Genomic DNA, 16,411 nt, shown 5'->3' with positions numbered 1-16,411 from the left:
CTATTTTTTGCGTGAGTTATGCTGGTCGTCTTGCTCAGCTATAAAGTCCATAAACCCTGAAATCATGGGGGCTAAATTGCCATCACTTATTTCATGTGAAATGTCTTTTAATAGTTGATGGACCACTTGTTGCTGGGAAATATTGGCTGAATAATGATAGCTGCGGCCAATTTTTTCTCGATTAAGTAACTCTTTTCGATATAAACGCTCAAGTGTGCTTTGAATGGTTGATAAGCTCGTATCATTTTGGCCGACTGCTGCAAGTATTTGTTGAGCGTTAGCAGATTCGCGCGTCCAAAACAATTTAAGAACCTGAATTTCCCGAGCGCCTAAAGCCGGTAAACTCGGTTTGTTTCTATGCTGATTAAGCCAATTTGACAAACTTTTGCTAAAAAACATTGTTAATACCGACTGCTTATCGGTTTTCCATTTCAAAAAGATAATATTGCCAAAGAATTGTCCATAAACCCATTGATTAGTCAATCAATTAGATAAAAATGTATTTAGCATAGGAACAACACGTGAAGTATTTAGCTGCATCAATCGCTTTCGCATTGGCCTTACCCACCAGTGTTTATGCCCACCAAAGTTCGTCTCAAATAGAATCTATAAACGTAGTAGGGCGGCAAGTTATTTTGTCACCTGACAATATTTCTTCGTCGCAAGGCGTGGTCAGTAAACAAGAGTTTGAACTAAGACCCTTATCTCGTACCGGTGACATTCTTGAATTTGTCCCCGGCATGGTTGTTACCCAGCATTCTGGCTCAGGTAAAGCAAATCAATACTTTTTACGCGGATTCAATTTAGACCACGGAACCGACTTCGCGACTTCAATTGATGGTATGCCAGTTAATATGGTGACGCATGGTCACGGCCAGGGTTATACAGACTTAAACTTTATTATTCCTGAAACCATAGCAACAATGACCTTTAAAAAAGGTAACTATTATGGCGAAATTGGTGATTTTAGCGGTGCTGGTGCGAGCGAGTTCACCACATTAAATAATGCTAATTCGCAAATTAAACTGACATTGGGCCAAGACCAATATCAACGATTTTTAGCGGTCCATCCTGTGCAAGTTAGCGATAATTCAGTATTAGTCGCTGCCGCAGAGCACCAGAAATTTGCAGGCCCCTGGACAGATGTTGATGAAGATACACAAAAAACTAATTTATTTGCAAAATTGACTAGCCAATTGGCCGATAGCCAACTTGATGTGAGTTTGATGCATTACGACAACAGTTGGAATAGTGCAGACCAAATACCACAGCGCGCAGTGGCGAATGGTTTAATCGATAAATATGGCTCAATTGATCCAAGTGTGGGCGGAAAGAGCAAACGAACAAGTATTAACTTGGTATGGCAAAACGAGCATATTAAATTTAACCAGTATTGGGTTCGTTCAGAGCTTAATTTATGGTCAAATTTTACATATTTTTTAGATGATCCGGTAAATGGCGACCAATTTGAACAGGTAGACAAACGTGATATTTTTGGTGGTAATTTAACCTATACTGAAGCGTTCGACTTATTCGGTTTTGCCAGCGAACAAACCTTTGGCGCGCAATGGCGTTACGATGACATAGACGAAGTAGGTTTATACCACACCCAGCAACGAAAAAGACTGGGTGTAACCCGAAGTGATGCGGTAAAACAAGCTAGTGCCAGTTTGTATTGGAAAAATAAACTCGCGCTTACGCGCAAATTAACCAGCCATTTAGCGGTACGATATGATAACCAGCAGTTTGAAGTGGCAGATCTAGCTGGTGTCAATCGATTTAACTATGACTTATCGGCAAACAGCGGCAAAAATTCAGATGACATATGGTCGCTGAAAACCAGCTTAAACTATCAACAGTCTGAGTTTTTAAATTGGTACATGGCAATTGGCCAAGGTTTTCACTCAAATGATGCCAGAGGTACAACAATTAAAATTGATCCACAATCAGGCGAACAAATTGACCAAGTAGACCCACTTGTGCGCTCAGTCGGCTGGGAAGCTAGTTTCAGTGGATTTATATTGCCAGAAAAACTATCAGGCTGGCATGTATCCGCCGCTGTTTGGGCGCTACAATTAGATAGCGAACTCTTGTTTGTTGGTGACGCTGGTAATACAGAGGTAAGTGACGCAAGTAAGCGTAACGGGTTAGAGATCACCAGTTACTATCAAATTAATCCTAATTGGCAGTTTGATGTTGAGTACGCCTATACCGACGCACGATTTCAAGGTTCAAACCAATATGTACCAGGAGCAATTAAACACGTGGTGCAAGCGGGTATAACAACCAAAACAGCGCAGGGGTGGTTTGGTAGCTTACGTGTTAGATATTTTGGCAAGCGACCTTTGGAGGAGCAAGGAGATGTAAATGCCGATGCTAGTACAACGCTAAATATGCGCTTGGGCTATGAAACTAACCACTGGCAATATCATTTAGATCTTATTAATTTAACTGATTCATCAGCACGTGATATCGAATATTTTTATCCGTCACGTTTAACAGCTGAAGCCGACGAAGGAGTAGAAGATATTCACTATCATCCAGCTTTACCGTTTAGCGCTCGATTAAGTGCAAGCTATCGATTTTAATGAGTTTATAATTTAAAAATATCTTAGCAAGATACCTGACATAAGATGGGTTTGCGCTTATGATTCTGTTTAAGTTTGTTTTTGCTTAGGAAGAATAAAATGGCACTAGAATTATACGGCTCAAATCCATCTCCTTATGTTCGTCGCATTCGAATGTTGTTAGATGGTTTAGACTACACTTTTCACAACGTAAACGTATACGATCCTGAATTTCGTAAAATATATACCAGCATTACCCCAATTAAAAAACTACCGACTCTTGTGGTAGATGACCAATCAATTTTTGATTCACACGTAATTGCGCAATATTTATTTGAACTAAAAAAAATGCCAGCGCTAACTCTAGGCGAACTTAATTTAATTAGTGCAATAGACGCGGTAACAGACTCGTTAGTTATTTTATTTATGGGCATGCGTTCAGAGCTTGAAGTATCAAACGAGCGATTAATTTTCTCATTACAAATGGATCGCGTTCCAACCTGTTTAATGTGGTTAGAAGAACAAGCTAAACTTGGGGCGTTCGACCAGCTAAACTATCCAACCATGTGTTTAATCGGTTTAATCGACTGGGCTGAATTCCGTCAGTTATACGACTTCAGCGACTTCCCAGCATTAATAGCTGCAAAACAACAACATGATGAAGTTGAGTTGGTGAAAGCTACTTTTCCGACGGCTTAATCTTAATTAGGGTGAATACATTTATGATTAACGCAGGGAAGCATTAAGTTGAACAAGTTTGGTTGTAAGCAGCTGTATTTATATAGGTATGATGCGCAAGCGTATACTTTTGGCAATGCGTTGGGGAATAGCATTGTTGAGGGGATGAGTGATAAGCCAACTTTTATAGGTAAAGCTAAGAAAACGGTTGATAGTAATCGGGAACACACATTCAATTATTTAACTAAAATTTGCATGGTAAGTATGTAGTTTGTGGGCTACAATTTAATAATGAAATATGAAGTAAAACAAACCTCAATTTTTAAAGCTTGGCTGAAAAAGCTAAAAGACAGGCAAGCGTTGAGAATGATCGCGTTAAGGTTAACTAGAGTTGTTAACGGTAATTTGGGTGATGTTAAGTCACTTGGCGGCAATTTGAGCGAAATGCGGATTTTTGTAGGCAAGGGCTATCGTTTGTACTTCACGGTTAAAAATGGACAAGTTGTTATTTTGCTTTGTGGTGGTGATAAATCTAGCCAAAGCAGAGATATTGAAAAAGCGAAAAAGTTGTTAACTGAATTGGAGGATTGATTATGGCTGAGCAATTAACAGAATTTAATCCATTTGAATTTATGGAAACTCAAGAAGAAATTAATAAATTTCTATTGGAGTGTTACCAAGATGATGACCCAAACACCTTTGTAACAGCACTTGGGCAATTAGTTAAACTGCATGGTGTTTCTAGCGTTGCCGAGAAGTCGGGGTTAAATCGCGAAAGTATGTACAAAACCTTTAATGGTAAAACTCAACCTAAGTGGGACACCATAGTACGTGTTATGAAAACTTTGCATGTAAACATGTCATTTGCGTAGTAGCGTGTTTAAGAATAATTATTAAATAGTGCTTAAATCAATGTGTCGGGCGATAGCTTTAAGAGGCTGATGAATACGATGAACTTAACGGAATTAGAGTTTGATTTTAAAGCTTTAACGTGTTCTAGCGAACAGCAATAATCGAAAAAACTGATAGACAGAGAAACCCTTGTTCGTTGGGATGCGTATAAAGGAAATGGGGTCTTTATTTGTGATAAATCAGTTATGGGCTGGTTAGATAATTAGGGCGAATGTAAGGAGTTGCCATGAAAGAAAATTCAGTCGATTATGCCGCGTTGTTACACCAACAGGTCGATTTAGTAGACGAGCAATTCAAACCATTATTACTTGATATTATTCGCGAGTTTCGTGTTGGTTTATCAAGTTTGCAAGATGAGCATGACCTAGAAAGTTTATATGAACACATTGACCAGCTAATAGACGTTAAAATTGCTCAGTTTAGATTAAATCATCCAACTAAGCGCCACACACAAGCTGATGTTGAACGACAACTCGGTTTAAGTTGCGATAATCGATATTAACACTATGGACAATAAAAACTTCGCATTGCTTGTTAAAAGCCTCAAACAGGCAGAGCAAATCATCAAAGGTAAAATGTCACCTAGCAGAGTAACCAAGTTCGACAAAGTCAGTACAATTGCTTGCAATTCAAAACTGATTGGGAACGTCTGAGTAATATGCCTGATGAACAAATTGATCTGAGCGACATTCCCGAATTAGATGATGATTTTTGCAAAAGGTGCACAGTTAGAAAGCCGATAAAGTAAGTTCAAGCTCTCAGTTTAAATCAATGACTTTCAGTTTAACTTCTGCATATCTCAAATGTGCACACATGCCAAATCCTTTAACATTCGCTTTTACTTTGTGCCTTGCGAACATCGGAGTGCTAATGCCAGTTAAAAAACGGGTAATTGTGGTTGGCGATGGTTGTTCTGCTTTACTGGCTAGATAAGTTGTTAATTCAGTTACAACGGATTTTATGTGGTCATCCTCTGGCCATTTTGCTTGAGTTGAATAGGTTAGTTTTGCAACTTGCCCTTGGCAAACTGAGCAATGACCGCAGTTTATTGGCGCGTTTTTATCACCAAAGTAGGCAGCTAGGTTGTAACTTAAACACTTGTCTAACTCAAAAAAGCGCACTAAAGCGCCGATTCGATTAATTTCTTTGTGCTCTTTGTCGGAAAAATAATGATGCAATTCGTTGGCTAAATTTTCATTTGCTAGCACTTGTTTATCTATTTGATAAACTTCTGTCATTAGCCTGTTTTGCAATTCTAATAAACCTTGCTCTGATAAATACTCTAAAGCAGCAATTATACGGCTGCGCTCGTTTGGCAATACTTGTTGCAAAGCATCAAAATTAACCGTACCCCAAGTGCGCTTAAAACTTGTATGGGCAAATATTTGCTGTAAAAAGGCTTGGCGTTGCTCATTAAATTTTGCCAAAATTTGTTGTTGATCAGTCAATAGTTTAATTTTGTATTCTGCAAAATAACTATACATGGGCTTGAGGACACCCATAAGCTCTAACTGTACCAATAAAGTTTTAAGCGGGAGTTGGCGAATATTGGTTTGATTAGACAGTTCGTGAATTAATAAATCCCATTGCTCGCTTTGTGCCGTGCCTTGGTAACTCTGCTCTGTTATTAGTGAAAGTAATATTTGAATACCGTGTAGCTCTGGCGTGTCACCATAAACAAAGTTTTCCAAAGTGGTTAAGCTGTCTAAATTAGCTAGGGTTATACAGTGAGCATTTTGGCCGTCACGTCCAGCTCGGCCTATTTCCTGGCTGTAGTTTTCTATCGATTTTGGTAAGTCGTAATGAATGATAAAACGAATGTTATTTTTATCAACACCCATACCAAATGCAATGGTCGCTACCACTACATCAATTTGGTTGTTCATAAAATCTAACTGAATGTTTTGTCGCAGGTCATTATCTAAACCCGCGTGGTAGGCTCGGGCATTTATATCATTAGCCCTTAAAAACTCGGCAACTTGCTCTGCGGTGTTTTGCAGCGTCACATAAACAATGCCGGCTTGTTGGTTAGTTACTTTAGGCTGAACAATATTAAGCAATGTGTTGTTTTTATCTTGTTCAGTCACAGCTTCAATGTCTAAATGTAAATTTGGTCGATAAAAGCCAGTTTGCACAATATGCTGTTTGTCTATCGCAAATTTACTCGCCATATCTAGCTTTACTTTGTTAGTCGCTGTGGCAGTTAATAGCAATACTTGTGGAATGTTCAGTTCATTTTTATAGGCTGGCAATTTTAAATAATCCGGGCGAAAATTATGTCCCCACTCTGATATACAGTGGGCTTCGTCTACCACTAACATTGAAATTGGTACAGAATTAATGAGTTGGCGAAACCGTTCGTTTTTAAAACGTTCAACCGACACCATTAATACTTTCAATTTGTTTTGTTTAATATCGGCACAAACCTGTTGGTATTCATCGTAACTTAAGCTTGAATCTAAGCTCGCAGCGGCTATTCCTTTGTTAGTTAAAAAATCCAATTGATCTTTCATCAATGCAAGCAGAGGAGATACCACTAAAGTTAAATTAGGCAAGTGCAGGGCGGTCAGTTGATAACACAAAGATTTCCCCGAACCAGTCGGAAAAACCGCTAGTGACGAGTGTCCAGCCAACAGGTTATGTATCACCTCAGCTTGGCCGCTGCGCAACTGACTAAAGCCAAATGTTTGTTCTAGGGTGTTTTGTACTTCAGGTGGTAATTGTGGTTGTGATTGCATGATTATTCCAACAGTCCTTTGTTTTATTTGTTTGGCTATTTAAAGCCAATTTGGTTCGCAACAATCAATGATTGTAGCTATAATCGCCCGCTACTTGCAATGTTACTGGTGATTTATGTCTTTTGCTGCCCTTGGGTTAAATTCCACACTTTTACAAACGCTCAACCAACTAAGATATGAGCAACCAACACCCATTCAAGCACAAGCTATACCTGTGATTTTACAAGGTATAGACATTATGGCTGGTGCACAAACAGGCACGGGTAAAACCGCTGCATTTGCGCTGCCAATAATAGATAAATTAATAGCAAAACCCGCTAACCCATCAGATAAAAAACAACTAGCCGCTCTAGTATTAACCCCAACGCGGGAGCTTGCACAGCAGGTTTACAACAATTTTTGCCAATACGCGGATAACACCCAGCTTAAAATTGAAATTGCTTATGGTGGAGCAAGTTTAACGCCGCAGATTAATCGCTTAAAAGATGGCGCTGATATATTGGTAGCGACACCTGGGCGGTTAATCGACTTAATGTTTAAAGGTGTGGTTGATTTAGCCAAGCTTGAGTTTTTAGTTTTTGATGAAGCTGACCGTATGTTAGATATGGGTTTTATTAATGATATACAACGTATTTTAAAATATGTACCTGAACAGCGACAGACCATGTTGTTTTCAGCCACCTTCGACCAAAGTATTTTTAGTTTAAGTAAAAGCTTATTAACTGAGGCAAAATTGATTGAAGTTGATGATAGAAATACCGCAGCAACCAATGTTGAGCAAATTGTTTATCAAGTAGATGAAGACAGAAAACGTGAGCTGACCTCATATTTAATCGGCTCTAAAAACTGGCAGCAGGTATTAATATTTACCCGTACAAAACAAGGTGCGGATAACCTTGCCAAAGAAATGATTAAAGATGGTATTAAAACTCAAGTGATTCATGGTGATAAAACGCAAGGCCGGCGCGACGCAGCCCTGGCTGATTTTAAATCTGGTGAGGTTAGGGCGTTAGTGGCTACAGATGTGGCGGCACGTGGGATAGACATTCAGCAGCTACAATATGTGATTAACTATGAGTTACCCTATGCGGCAGAGGATTATATTCATCGCATTGGTCGAACAGGTCGTGCAGGTAATACTGGTATAGCGATTACTTTAGTCAGCGAAGATGAAAATTATCTATTAGAAGATATTGAAGTTTTGTTAGATCAAAGGTTAGCACCACAATGGCTTGCAGGCTATGAACCCGATCCAACTAAAAATACTAATAAGCGAAAAAATAGCCGAGCTGCTGAAAAACGGCGAGCAAAACAACGCGCCATGCCAAAGAAACGCAATGGCAACAAATCTAAAACGAGAAAATTTTAATGACCAACAACGATATTTTACGCCGCTTGCGTTATACCTTTAGTTTAAACGAAGCACAAATGTCACAAATGATGGAAACTGCAGGTACGGCAGCTGCACCAGAGTTAATTAGCCAATGGTTAAAAAAGGACGACGATGCTTATTATGTGCGCTGTAGCGACAGAGAATTTTCGACGTTTTTAAATGGCTTTATTAATTTAAAACGCGGTAAACGCGAAGGCCCAACGGTTAAACCAGAAGATCATTTAAACAACAATATTATTTTTATGAAGCTGAAAATCGCGCTTAATTTGCAAGCTGAAGATATATTGGCGATTTTAAAATTGGCCGAGTTTGATTTAAGTAAACATGAACTCAGTGCGTTTTTCCGCAGAAGCACCCACAATCACTACCGTGAGTGTAAAGACCAAGTTTTACGCCGCTTTTTGATGGGGCTGCAATTAAAATATGCTGAAGGAAAAGGCACAAAGTAATCGGCTCGAATTGAAACTGGCGGCATATGTTGGTGGCTAACAACAGCTAGCCACCATTTGGCATGAATGCCTGTTTATTATTGGCAGCGCTTCTCTATAGCTTCAAACAAACGCGCACAAATATTAATGCCAAAAGCAGTTTCAATTTCACGAATGCAAGTTGGGCTGGTTACATTAATTTCAGTTAACTTGTTACCAATTACATCTAAACCAACAAATATCAGGCCTTTTTCTTTTAGTTTAGGCGCAACCGTTTTAGCTATTTGCCAATCACTGTCGGAGAGTGGCCTTGCTTCGCCTCGACCGCCGGCAGCTAAGTTGCCACGCGTTTCACCTTGTGCTGGAATACGCGCTAAACAATATTCAACAGGCTCACCATCTACTACCAAAATGCGTTTATCGCCCTCGGTAATCTCTGGAATATAGGTTTGTGCCATAGCATAGCGGGTTTGATGTTCAGTTAAGGTCTCAATAATTACCCCAAGGTTCTTATCGTTTTCCGTTACGCGAAAGATTGACGCGCCACCCATGCCATCAAGCGGTTTTAAAATGATGTCTTTGTGTTGAGCATGGAAAGCTTTTATCTGGTTTTTATCACGCGAGACCAGAGTTGTTGGCGTTAAATCACTAAACCAAGCGGTAAATAATTTTTCGTTAGCATCACGCAGACTTTGTGGCTTATTTACAATTAAAGTACCTTTTTCTTCGGCGCGCTCAAGCATATAAGTTGCATAAATATACTCAGTGTCAAAAGGCGGATCTTTACGCATTAAAATGGCGTCTAAGTCTGCAAGTGGTGTTGTTTCACTTTCTGATAAAAATTCAAACCATTGATCAGGGTTGTGTTCTACTTTGAGTTTGCGTGTGTTGGCATAACTTTCACCATCCATTAAATACAAGTCTTTCATTTCCATGTAATAAATTTCATGGCCACGCGCTTGCGCTTCAAGCAACATTGCAAAACTTGAATCTTTTTTAATATTAATTTTTTCGATGGGATCCATCACTATGCCAATTTTTAAACTCATATGCTTACCAAATAATTGAATACGGAAGTTACTTTTCCAAGATATTGGTACTAGACCGCTTATATTCAAGTTTAATTTGCCAATTGCTATGGTTTAACGCTAAATTGTTGTAGCGCTAGCCAATCAGATATCTTTTATGAAACAAGAAAATTTAGAGCTGGATGTCAGCCAGCCGCAGCAAAAAGCTAAACCGAAAAGCAGCAACACGGATTCAAAATCGGTAAAACCAGTGGTTAAGCAGCCAATCAAACAAGCTGTATTGAATTGGTTGGCAGATGCCAAACACATATTTATGCTTATATTGTGTGTGGCACTGTTAGCCATGGTTTTTAGTATGTTTGATAATAATCGAACAACTGACTATTTAACCAATAGCCAGCAATTAAGAGACGTTTTAACTGATATTCCAGTTGATAAATTTAATACAACACAAATGTCAGTTGCACAGGTACAGCAATACATAAAGCCAATAAAACAAGCTATTGAACAAACCTTGCCGCACCCTATGGCGCAGAGCAATTTCGCGCAGCTATTGGTTGACGCAGAACAGATCTCCCAGCAAAGCGAACAATTAGGCGCACAAATTGGTCAGTTATCTCTTATAGAAAAATTCACTCAAAATAGTTTGCAACAACTGTCAGCAGCTAAGGCTAATTACTCAAAGGCAATTGAACCAACGCTTACTAGAATGAAGGATTATAAATCAGAAGCGAAATTTGAACAGCTAACTGCCAATGCCAATCAGACAGAGTTATTTAATGCCCTCAACTATAAACAGGGTGAAGAAAAGTTAGATAACCTTCAAGTGGCAGCTGACAGGCTCATGCAAGGGTATGAGGCACTGTTTTACGCCCAGACAAAACAGGAATTAACTCAACAGCTAAAAGATTATCCAAACCTGTACCAGCACTTTAGCGCACTGCAGCACAACTTTGCAGATATACCAACCAAGCTCGCATTAAAAAGATGGTTGGAAAGTAATATTGATTCATTGCCTGATGTCCAACAGGTAGAAGTAGAACTTGTCAGTCAGTTGGAATTAACTCAAGCAAAAGCGCAACTTGTTGGGCAATTTGTTAATTTGGTTGAGCAAGCCAAATTGATAGAAGGGCGATTAACCGCCCACTTAATTAATCAAATGAATGTTCAACCCTCAAGCAAATTAGCCTTATGGGTGATAGCGATATTGGCGGTATTTGGAGCGTATCAAAACAGGTTGCTTTGCACTTTAAATAAATTGCTAGAAAATTTGCGAATTCAGGTTGAAAAAACAGCAAAATAAGCGATGCTTATTTTGTGTTCAACTAAAAAATTATAAATGCTTATGGAAAGTGCAACTCCGTTGTTAAATGCAGCGTATCTATCAGGTGAAGACATCAACATAGCAAGTTCTTTATTGTACCAGGCATACCATAAAGATCCGTTTTTTATGGAATGTTTCAATAGTAAAGAGCAAGGTTACGAACAAAAACTAAGAGCGGCCATTAGAGAAGAGCTATTGGTTTTTTGGGAACAAAATCAACCCATGGTTGGTGTTTATGACGAAGCAGACCATTTGCTGGCCGTCGCGTGTTTGATTGAGCCGAATAGTAACTTTGGTTCAAAACGTTTTTGGCATTGGCGATTAAAAATGATGTTAACCGCTGGGGTTGTTTCAACCAAAGCTATGATTGAAAAAGAACAAAAAGTACGTGAAGCCATTCCGGCAGAGCAATATCATTTAATTGCCTTTATCGCGGTTCACCCAAATCATCAACATCACGGCGTTGGCCATTATTTGTTAGATGCAATCGATACTATGTTAGCTGAAGACAAAAACAGCCAAGGCGCTGGTGTACTCGTAACGGTTGATAGTTACATCGGCTTTTTTCAACACGCAGACTATCAACCAATTACAGAGTTAAACGTTGGCGAAATTAACGCAAAGCTAATGTTTAAGTATGTTGATAGTGCTACTAATTAACTCTCGTAAATAAGTGGATCAACTGCATTGTTCAGTTTAAATGCTTCTAAACGTTCTGTGCAGGCACCACATTTACCACAGGCGTGTTCGCGGCCGTTATAACAGGTCCATGTTTGGCTATAGTCTAATCCCATTTTTAACCCTTGAGCTAAAATGTCTATTTTACTGTCGTTTAAAAAGGGGGTTTCAATGCTAATAGGTTGGTAGTCGGCTATTGCGCAAACCGCTTTCATTTTTTCCACAAATTCAGGGCGGCAGTCAGGGTAAATGGCATGGTCGCCCGCATGTGCGCCATAAAATACTTTATTGGCTTTTATCGAAACCGCATAACCAACCGCGAGCGACAATAGAATCATGTTGCGGTTTGGTACCACAGTTGATTTCATATTTTCTTCTTCGTAGTGGCCTTCAGGAATTTCAATGTCATCGGTTAATGAGCTGCCTGCTAATAGCTGATTAATTGCTGAAATATCGACAATTTTGTGTGGGACATTTAGTTTGTTGCATACTGACTTGGCAAACTCTAATTCTTTTATATGGCGTTGGCCATAATTAAAAGAGAGTGCATATACATCAAAGCCTTGTTGTATTGCCAAATTGAGTACAGTAAATGAGTCCATACCACCAGAATAGATAACAACAACTTTTTCAGACATATTTTCCTCTCAAATTTACCAGACTTGTGCCAATTTAGCCTATAATGCGGCGATAAGTGTACTCAGTAAAAGGCAGGTTACAAGCCCAATATGAATTATCCGGTAAACGAAATTTTTGAAACTATACAGGGCGAGGGCGCTAAAACAGGGGTGCCATCTGTTTTTTTACGCTTGCAAGGTTGCCCAGTAGGTTGTTCTTGGTGTGATACCAAACATACTTGGGAAGTTGATAAAACAAAGTTAACATCAATTGAAAATGTTGTGGATGTATCAAATACTTCTGACTGTTGGGCTGATTTAGATGAAAATATGCTGCTAAGCCGATTGCAAAAATATTCTGCAAAGCATATTGTTATAACAGGCGGTGAGCCATGTATGTACGACTTGCGGCCATTAACAGCACTTTTGCACCAAAATGGTTTTACGACACAAATTGAAACCAGTGGTACGTTCGAAATTTATACGCACGAAAACACGTATGTAACTGTATCGCCAAAAGTGGGTATGAAAGGTGGTTACTCGGTGTTAGTGTCTGCGCTTAATCGCGCGAATGAAATTAAACATCCAGTGGCAACCGAACAACATATTCGAGACTTACAGGCTTTGTTGGCAAAAATATCACACAATCAGTTTGTTGAGGTTTGTTTGCAACCGATTAGCCAAAAAAAGCGTGCGACAGAGTTGGCGATCGCTGAGTGCATTAAACATAATTGGCGATTATCTGTGCAAATGCATAAATACTTGATGATCGATTAAAACAAAATGAGTAAAAAGTCTTAATTTTCAAAGCAATTTTTTTTAATAAGACTATTATAAAAATAGCGCTAATGTGCATGGTTATGTGGCAACAAACCAGCATAAAGACAGATTTGACGGAGTATCTATGGCTATTAAATTTTATACGGTTGACGTGTTTACCAAAAAACGTTTTGATGGCGCGCAAATTGCGGTCGTACCAGACGCTACAGGCCTAACTGAACAGCAAATGTTAAGCATTGCTGCAGAGTTCAACTTGTGGCGAACAGTGTTCATTCTGCCGAGTGACAAAGCGCAAAAGAAAATTAGAATTTTTAATGGTAAGCGCGAATTTGAATTTGGTGGTCATCCAACCATTGCAGCAATTTATGCGTTAGCGAAAACCGGGGAAATATCGCTGAAAGAAGGTGAAAACCAATTTAGCCTTGAAGAAACTCATGGTTGCGTTAGTTGTAAAGTCACTATGGAAAAGGGTGAACCTGTATTTAATCAATTTACTACAACCGCTAACTTAGAATTCGACCGCTTTACCCCAAGCGCAGAAGAGCTAGGCGATATGTTGTCGTTGGAAAGTTACCACTTTAATGTAAATGGTTTTACGCCTTTGTTAGTGGCAACTCATATTCCATATTTAATCGTGCCTGTTGATAGCTTTGAATCTTTAAAAGCTGCACGCTTTAATTATGATGCGTGGGCTCGCTCAGCTGCGCCAGCTACTTGTGCTAATGCAATTTTGTTGTTTAGTGGCAAGAGTGCATTCTCAACCTCAGATTTTCATTGTCGATTGGTCGGGCCAGTATTTGGCATTCATGAAGATCCACCAATTGGTGCATCTATCCCTGCATTTGCAGGTTATTTGAATCAATTCCCTGTTTATTCTGAGTTACCGTCAAATTTTGTTGCTGAGCGTGGTGCGCATCAAGGCCGTCGCAGTTTTTTGCATGTTGATATGGTTTCCAAAACAGACAATGAATTAACGGTCAATATTGGAGGTAGTGCCGTATTGGCGACAGAAGGACAATTGTTAATCTAGTCATCCACAACCTACAGCCAATCACATGATTGGCTGTTTTGGTATATAAATTGAATTTCGCTTGTTTACTGTTACAATGCGCCGCTATTGGGAATGCAGTGAGAATCTGCAACTGTACCCGCAACTGTATATTGTTTGTTAAGTCGTTTCAGCAAGCATAAGTCAGATACCAATTTGTAAGTTTCGTGCGGGAAAACACGAAAGTGGCTAATTTACCTGTCTTCTTCCATGCTGTTTTTTGCGTGGCTTTGCTAATTGCTGCTAGCTTGTTTTTCCATTGTGTTTGGTGTGTAAACACCTTAGCTAAATTATCTAGCATGCAACACCCATGCTTGTGCGAACCTTAGAGCAATGATTTATCGAAAGTGTATTTACAGCGGTTTGCGAAAATTATGCACTAAGGTTTGCGTTAAACTCGATATGAGCAGCAAATTTAATGGCAGCAAGTCTACAAGTTTCTAATTTAAGTTGGTCAACTGAGCAACAGCAGATACTCACTGACATCAGCTTTGAGTTAATCGCCAATAGTGTAACAGCAGTAGTCGGCCCAAATGGCGCTGGGAAAACTTCTTTGCTGCGCAGTATTTATTTAGGCCTTGCCAATCAAACTGGACAAATTAAGTTAGATCAAGTTTGTTTATCTTTATTGAATCGCCAACAAATAGCACAAAAAATAGCGGTAGTTACCCAGCAGCATGACGCTGTCTGCCATCTAAAAGTTATAGATTTAATTAAGTTAGGTCTATTGCCCCATCTCAAATGGTTTGGTTTCAGTAGCAAAAATCAAATGCTGCATATCGATAACATCATTCAACAATTAAACTTGTCAGCATTATTAGATAAATTTTTTGATCAACTGTCAGGTGGTGAGCAGCAAAGGGTATTAATTGGCAAAGCTTTAGCTCAGAAACCACGTTTACTTATTTTAGACGAGCCAACTAATCATTTAGATGTTCACTTTCAACATCAAATATTGTCGCTGTTAACTGGGCTTGGCATAACTGTGCTAATGACAGTGCATGATTTGAATTTGGCCGCTCAATACAGTGATAACTTACTGGTTATGCATCAAGGTAAACTGGTCAAATGTGGAAAACCTGGTGATATTCTTGATGAAGCATCAATCAGCAACATTTTCAATTTACCCGTACATAAAGGTGTAAATCCATTAGACAACAGTGTGCACATGTTTTACCACTGGCCACAACAGCAACAGTTGCAGACACACACTTATGAATAGTTACCATGCTAACCCCAAAGTTTGGCTTAAATTTGTTGTAGCGGCTGTCGTGTTAGTGATTAGTTTTTTTGCTGTTTTGTCTATGGGGGCTGCAGAGCTAACCGTTGGTGATGTTTATGCCTGTGTATTTGCCACCTGTGCTGACTCTTTAACAGAAACGCTTATTTGGCAAATTCGTTTGCCCCGGGTTATTGTCGGTGCACTTTGTGGTGCGGGTTTAGCAGTCGCGGGGGCTGTATTACAAAATACCACTCGGAATCCATTGGCTGAGCCATATTTGTTCGGCGTTGTCTCTGGGGCAGGGTTAGGCGCAACCATCGTGACGGTTGTATTCGAGCAAGCTAGCGCCGTCTATTTACCTATAGCTGCTTTTTTAGGGGCCATTTTAGCCATTTTTATTGTTATGGCGGTTGCTGTTGTTGGTAAACATAGCCGCAAAATAGAGTCTTTGTTATTAGCAGGTGTCGCTGTATCTTTTATGCTTAGTGCTTTAAGTCAATTTATTTTGTATATGGGCGACCCGTTTGCAGCTAATCGTGTGATGTTTTGGTTGATGGGGTCGCTGGCGCGAGTGGAAATGGCCCATTTATATTGGATAGTGCCAGTATTGCTGACAGGCTTAGGCTTAGTAATGCTGTTTCATCGGCAGCTGGATGCAATTTTATTAGGTGACGAAAGCGCAGCTACTTTGGGTATCAACGTAACTTTGGTGCGGGTAATCTTATTAATGGTCTGTGCGGCGATTACTGCAACTATAGTTGCTTATTGCGGCGGTATTGGTTTTGTTGGTTTGATGATCCCACATATTGTCCGGCGCCTATTTGCTTCAACCAGTTTAATTTTAGTCTGTGGTAGTGCATTCATTGGCGCTATTTTTATGCTGTGGGTTGATGTACTCGCGCGCACCGCGGTCGATGGGCAAGAGATACCAATAGGTGTCATAACATCTATTATCGGTAGTTTATTCTTTTTAACTCTAATGCATAAAAAGGTTTAAC

Annotated in this window: 17 protein-coding genes and 1 riboswitch; of the genes, 13 read left to right on the top strand and 4 right to left on the bottom strand. The window is 39.5% G+C overall.

Annotated features, from left to right (window positions below; translation table 11 throughout):
• Positions 1-399: a BlaI/MecI/CopY family transcriptional regulator gene (locus tag DS2_RS04250; RefSeq protein WP_035013482.1), complete on the bottom strand. Its 399-nt coding sequence runs from the start codon at positions 397-399 to the stop codon at positions 1-3.
• Positions 400-521: 122 nt separating this feature from the next.
• Here DS2_RS04250 and DS2_RS04245 point away from each other — a divergent pair, with 122 nt between their 5' ends.
• The 5 genes from DS2_RS04245 to DS2_RS04220 all read left to right on the top strand — a co-directional run bounded on the left by DS2_RS04245 (position 522) and on the right by DS2_RS04220 (position 4,659).
• Positions 522-2,588, top strand: a complete 2,067-nt coding sequence (locus DS2_RS04245; RefSeq protein ID WP_035013404.1) for a TonB-dependent receptor — start codon at positions 522-524, stop codon at positions 2,586-2,588.
• 99 nt (positions 2,589-2,687) lie between these two features.
• Positions 2,688-3,266, top strand: a complete 579-nt coding sequence (locus tag DS2_RS04240) for a glutathione S-transferase family protein (protein ID WP_035013403.1) — start codon at positions 2,688-2,690, stop codon at positions 3,264-3,266.
• Positions 3,267-3,536: 270 nt separating this feature from the next.
• Entirely contained in the window at positions 3,537-3,836 is a 300-nt protein-coding gene (locus DS2_RS04230; protein ID WP_035013401.1) for a type II toxin-antitoxin system RelE/ParE family toxin, read from the top strand.
• Between the two features lie 2 nt (positions 3,837-3,838).
• Positions 3,839-4,117, top strand: coding sequence for an addiction module antidote protein (locus tag DS2_RS04225; RefSeq protein ID WP_035013400.1), 279 nt, complete (start codon positions 3,839-3,841; stop codon positions 4,115-4,117).
• A 266-nt stretch (positions 4,118-4,383) separates the two neighbouring features.
• A complete protein-coding gene (locus DS2_RS04220; protein ID WP_035013399.1) occupies positions 4,384-4,659 on the top strand; it encodes a hypothetical protein in 276 nt (91 codons plus the stop codon).
• A 256-nt stretch (positions 4,660-4,915) separates the two neighbouring features.
• Here the strand turns inward: DS2_RS04220 and DS2_RS04215 are convergent, their stop codons facing one another.
• Entirely contained in the window at positions 4,916-6,898 is a 1,983-nt protein-coding gene (locus DS2_RS04215) for a RecQ family ATP-dependent DNA helicase (protein WP_419177430.1), read from the bottom strand.
• A 112-nt stretch (positions 6,899-7,010) separates the two neighbouring features.
• Between DS2_RS04215 and DS2_RS04210 the strand changes: the two genes are divergently transcribed.
• Entirely contained in the window at positions 7,011-8,264 is a 1,254-nt protein-coding gene (locus DS2_RS04210; protein ID WP_035013397.1) for a DEAD/DEAH box helicase, read from the top strand.
• Entirely contained in the window at positions 8,264-8,737 is a 474-nt protein-coding gene (locus DS2_RS04205) for a DUF1456 family protein (protein ID WP_035013396.1), read from the top strand. Before DS2_RS04210 ends, DS2_RS04205 begins: the two co-directional genes overlap by 1 nt.
• Before the next feature lie 77 nt (positions 8,738-8,814).
• Here DS2_RS04205 and gshB read toward each other — a convergent pair whose 3' ends face one another.
• Complete coding sequence (gene gshB, locus DS2_RS04200) at positions 8,815-9,765, bottom strand: glutathione synthase (protein ID WP_035013395.1); 951 nt, start codon at positions 9,763-9,765, stop codon at positions 8,815-8,817.
• 136 nt (positions 9,766-9,901) lie between these two features.
• On the opposite strand from gshB, the gene DS2_RS04195 reads away from it, so the two are divergent.
• Together DS2_RS04195 and DS2_RS04190 are read left to right on the top strand one after the other, a co-directional pair.
• Complete coding sequence (locus tag DS2_RS04195) at positions 9,902-11,047, top strand: hypothetical protein (protein ID WP_035013394.1); 1,146 nt, start codon at positions 9,902-9,904, stop codon at positions 11,045-11,047.
• A 42-nt stretch (positions 11,048-11,089) separates the two neighbouring features.
• Positions 11,090-11,728 (top strand): GNAT family N-acetyltransferase, encoded by a 639-nt coding sequence (locus DS2_RS04190; protein WP_235188539.1) that lies wholly within the window; start codon positions 11,090-11,092, stop codon positions 11,726-11,728.
• Here the strand turns inward: DS2_RS04190 and queC are convergent.
• Positions 11,725-12,384: a 7-cyano-7-deazaguanine synthase QueC gene (gene queC, locus DS2_RS04185; protein WP_035013392.1), complete on the bottom strand. Its 660-nt coding sequence runs from the start codon at positions 12,382-12,384 to the stop codon at positions 11,725-11,727. The two genes, DS2_RS04190 and queC, sit on opposite strands and share 4 nt — an antisense overlap.
• Positions 12,385-12,474: 90 nt before the next feature.
• Between queC and queE the strand changes: the two genes are divergently transcribed.
• The 4 genes from queE to DS2_RS04165 all read left to right on the top strand — a co-directional run bounded on the left by queE (position 12,475) and on the right by DS2_RS04165 (position 16,410).
• Positions 12,475-13,140, top strand: coding sequence for a 7-carboxy-7-deazaguanine synthase QueE (gene queE / locus DS2_RS04180; protein WP_035013391.1), 666 nt, complete (start codon positions 12,475-12,477; stop codon positions 13,138-13,140).
• 127 nt (positions 13,141-13,267) lie between these two features.
• Entirely contained in the window at positions 13,268-14,173 is a 906-nt protein-coding gene (locus tag DS2_RS04175; RefSeq protein ID WP_035013390.1) for a PhzF family phenazine biosynthesis protein, read from the top strand.
• An 86-nt stretch (positions 14,174-14,259) separates the two neighbouring features.
• A riboswitch (cobalamin riboswitch) is annotated at positions 14,260-14,345 on the top strand.
• A 264-nt stretch (positions 14,346-14,609) separates the two neighbouring features.
• The gene (locus DS2_RS04170; RefSeq protein WP_035013389.1) at positions 14,610-15,413 is read left to right on the top strand and encodes an ABC transporter ATP-binding protein; all 804 of its coding nucleotides are present in this window, start codon (positions 14,610-14,612) and stop codon (positions 15,411-15,413) included.
• Positions 15,406-16,410, top strand: coding sequence for a FecCD family ABC transporter permease (locus tag DS2_RS04165; RefSeq protein WP_051479611.1), 1,005 nt, complete (start codon positions 15,406-15,408; stop codon positions 16,408-16,410). The genes DS2_RS04170 and DS2_RS04165 overlap by 8 nt, the downstream gene beginning before the upstream one ends.
• Position 16,411 lies beyond the last annotated feature (1 nt).

It is taken from the genome of Catenovulum agarivorans DS-2 (assembly GCF_000568405.1).
Lineage (GTDB): Bacteria > Pseudomonadota > Gammaproteobacteria > Enterobacterales > Alteromonadaceae > Catenovulum > Catenovulum agarivorans_A.
The sequence above is the reverse complement of the archived record's forward strand: the minus strand, read 5'-3'. Positions and strand labels throughout refer to the sequence as shown.

Coding starts and splice junctions, on each gene's coding strand:
- DS2_RS04250 (WP_035013482.1), bottom strand. CDS start 399: ATGTTTTTTAGCAAAAGTTTGTCAAATTGGCTTAATCAGCATAGAAAC.
- DS2_RS04240 (WP_035013403.1), top strand. CDS start 2,688: ATGGCACTAGAATTATACGGCTCAAATCCATCTCCTTATGTTCGTCGC.
- DS2_RS04230 (WP_035013401.1), top strand. CDS start 3,537: ATGAAATATGAAGTAAAACAAACCTCAATTTTTAAAGCTTGGCTGAAA.
- DS2_RS04225 (WP_035013400.1), top strand. CDS start 3,839: ATGGCTGAGCAATTAACAGAATTTAATCCATTTGAATTTATGGAAACT.
- DS2_RS04220 (WP_035013399.1), top strand. CDS start 4,384: ATGAAAGAAAATTCAGTCGATTATGCCGCGTTGTTACACCAACAGGTC.
- DS2_RS04210 (WP_035013397.1), top strand. CDS start 7,011: ATGTCTTTTGCTGCCCTTGGGTTAAATTCCACACTTTTACAAACGCTC.
- DS2_RS04205 (WP_035013396.1), top strand. CDS start 8,264: ATGACCAACAACGATATTTTACGCCGCTTGCGTTATACCTTTAGTTTA.
- gshB (WP_035013395.1), bottom strand. CDS start 9,765: ATGAGTTTAAAAATTGGCATAGTGATGGATCCCATCGAAAAAATTAAT.
- DS2_RS04195 (WP_035013394.1), top strand. CDS start 9,902: ATGAAACAAGAAAATTTAGAGCTGGATGTCAGCCAGCCGCAGCAAAAA.
- DS2_RS04190 (WP_235188539.1), top strand. CDS start 11,090: ATGGAAAGTGCAACTCCGTTGTTAAATGCAGCGTATCTATCAGGTGAA.
- queC (WP_035013392.1), bottom strand. CDS start 12,384: ATGTCTGAAAAAGTTGTTGTTATCTATTCTGGTGGTATGGACTCATTT.
- queE (WP_035013391.1), top strand. CDS start 12,475: ATGAATTATCCGGTAAACGAAATTTTTGAAACTATACAGGGCGAGGGC.
- DS2_RS04175 (WP_035013390.1), top strand. CDS start 13,268: ATGGCTATTAAATTTTATACGGTTGACGTGTTTACCAAAAAACGTTTT.
- DS2_RS04170 (WP_035013389.1), top strand. CDS start 14,610: ATGGCAGCAAGTCTACAAGTTTCTAATTTAAGTTGGTCAACTGAGCAA.
- DS2_RS04165 (WP_051479611.1), top strand. CDS start 15,406: ATGAATAGTTACCATGCTAACCCCAAAGTTTGGCTTAAATTTGTTGTA.